The sequence below is a fragment of the Pseudomonas sp. 2822-17 genome, from assembly GCF_002742485.1.
Classification (GTDB): domain Bacteria; phylum Pseudomonadota; class Gammaproteobacteria; order Pseudomonadales; family Pseudomonadaceae; genus Aquipseudomonas; species Aquipseudomonas cyclaminis.
Window position 1 is genome coordinate 1 of the sequence record NZ_LJRZ01000726.1, and the last position, 273, is coordinate 273.

Genomic DNA, 273 nt, shown 5'->3' on the forward strand with positions numbered 1-273 from the left:
TAGTATCACTGCTAGTTATTTCAGGTGTGTCATCTGTTGCAGAACCAGGAACAACAGAATATATCGCCTACGTCATAATATTAATGCTCATGGTGGGAGTTATCCAATTTATCATGGGATTATTAAAGTTAGGATTTATCGTAAATTTTTTATCCCATGCTGTTATTAGTGCTTTTATATCTGCAGCTGCAATTATCATCGGATTAAGTCAGTTAAAACATTTACTTGGAATAAATTATGTATCAGGTAAAAATGTATTATCTCTTTTATTAG

1 protein-coding gene is annotated in these 273 nt (G+C 31.5%); it reads left to right on the forward strand.

Features of this window, described 5'->3' with window-relative positions; all coding sequences use genetic code 11:
• The coding region (locus tag AOA60_RS23985; protein WP_256592880.1) for a SulP family inorganic anion transporter at window positions 1–273 on the forward strand (273 nt) is incomplete at both ends.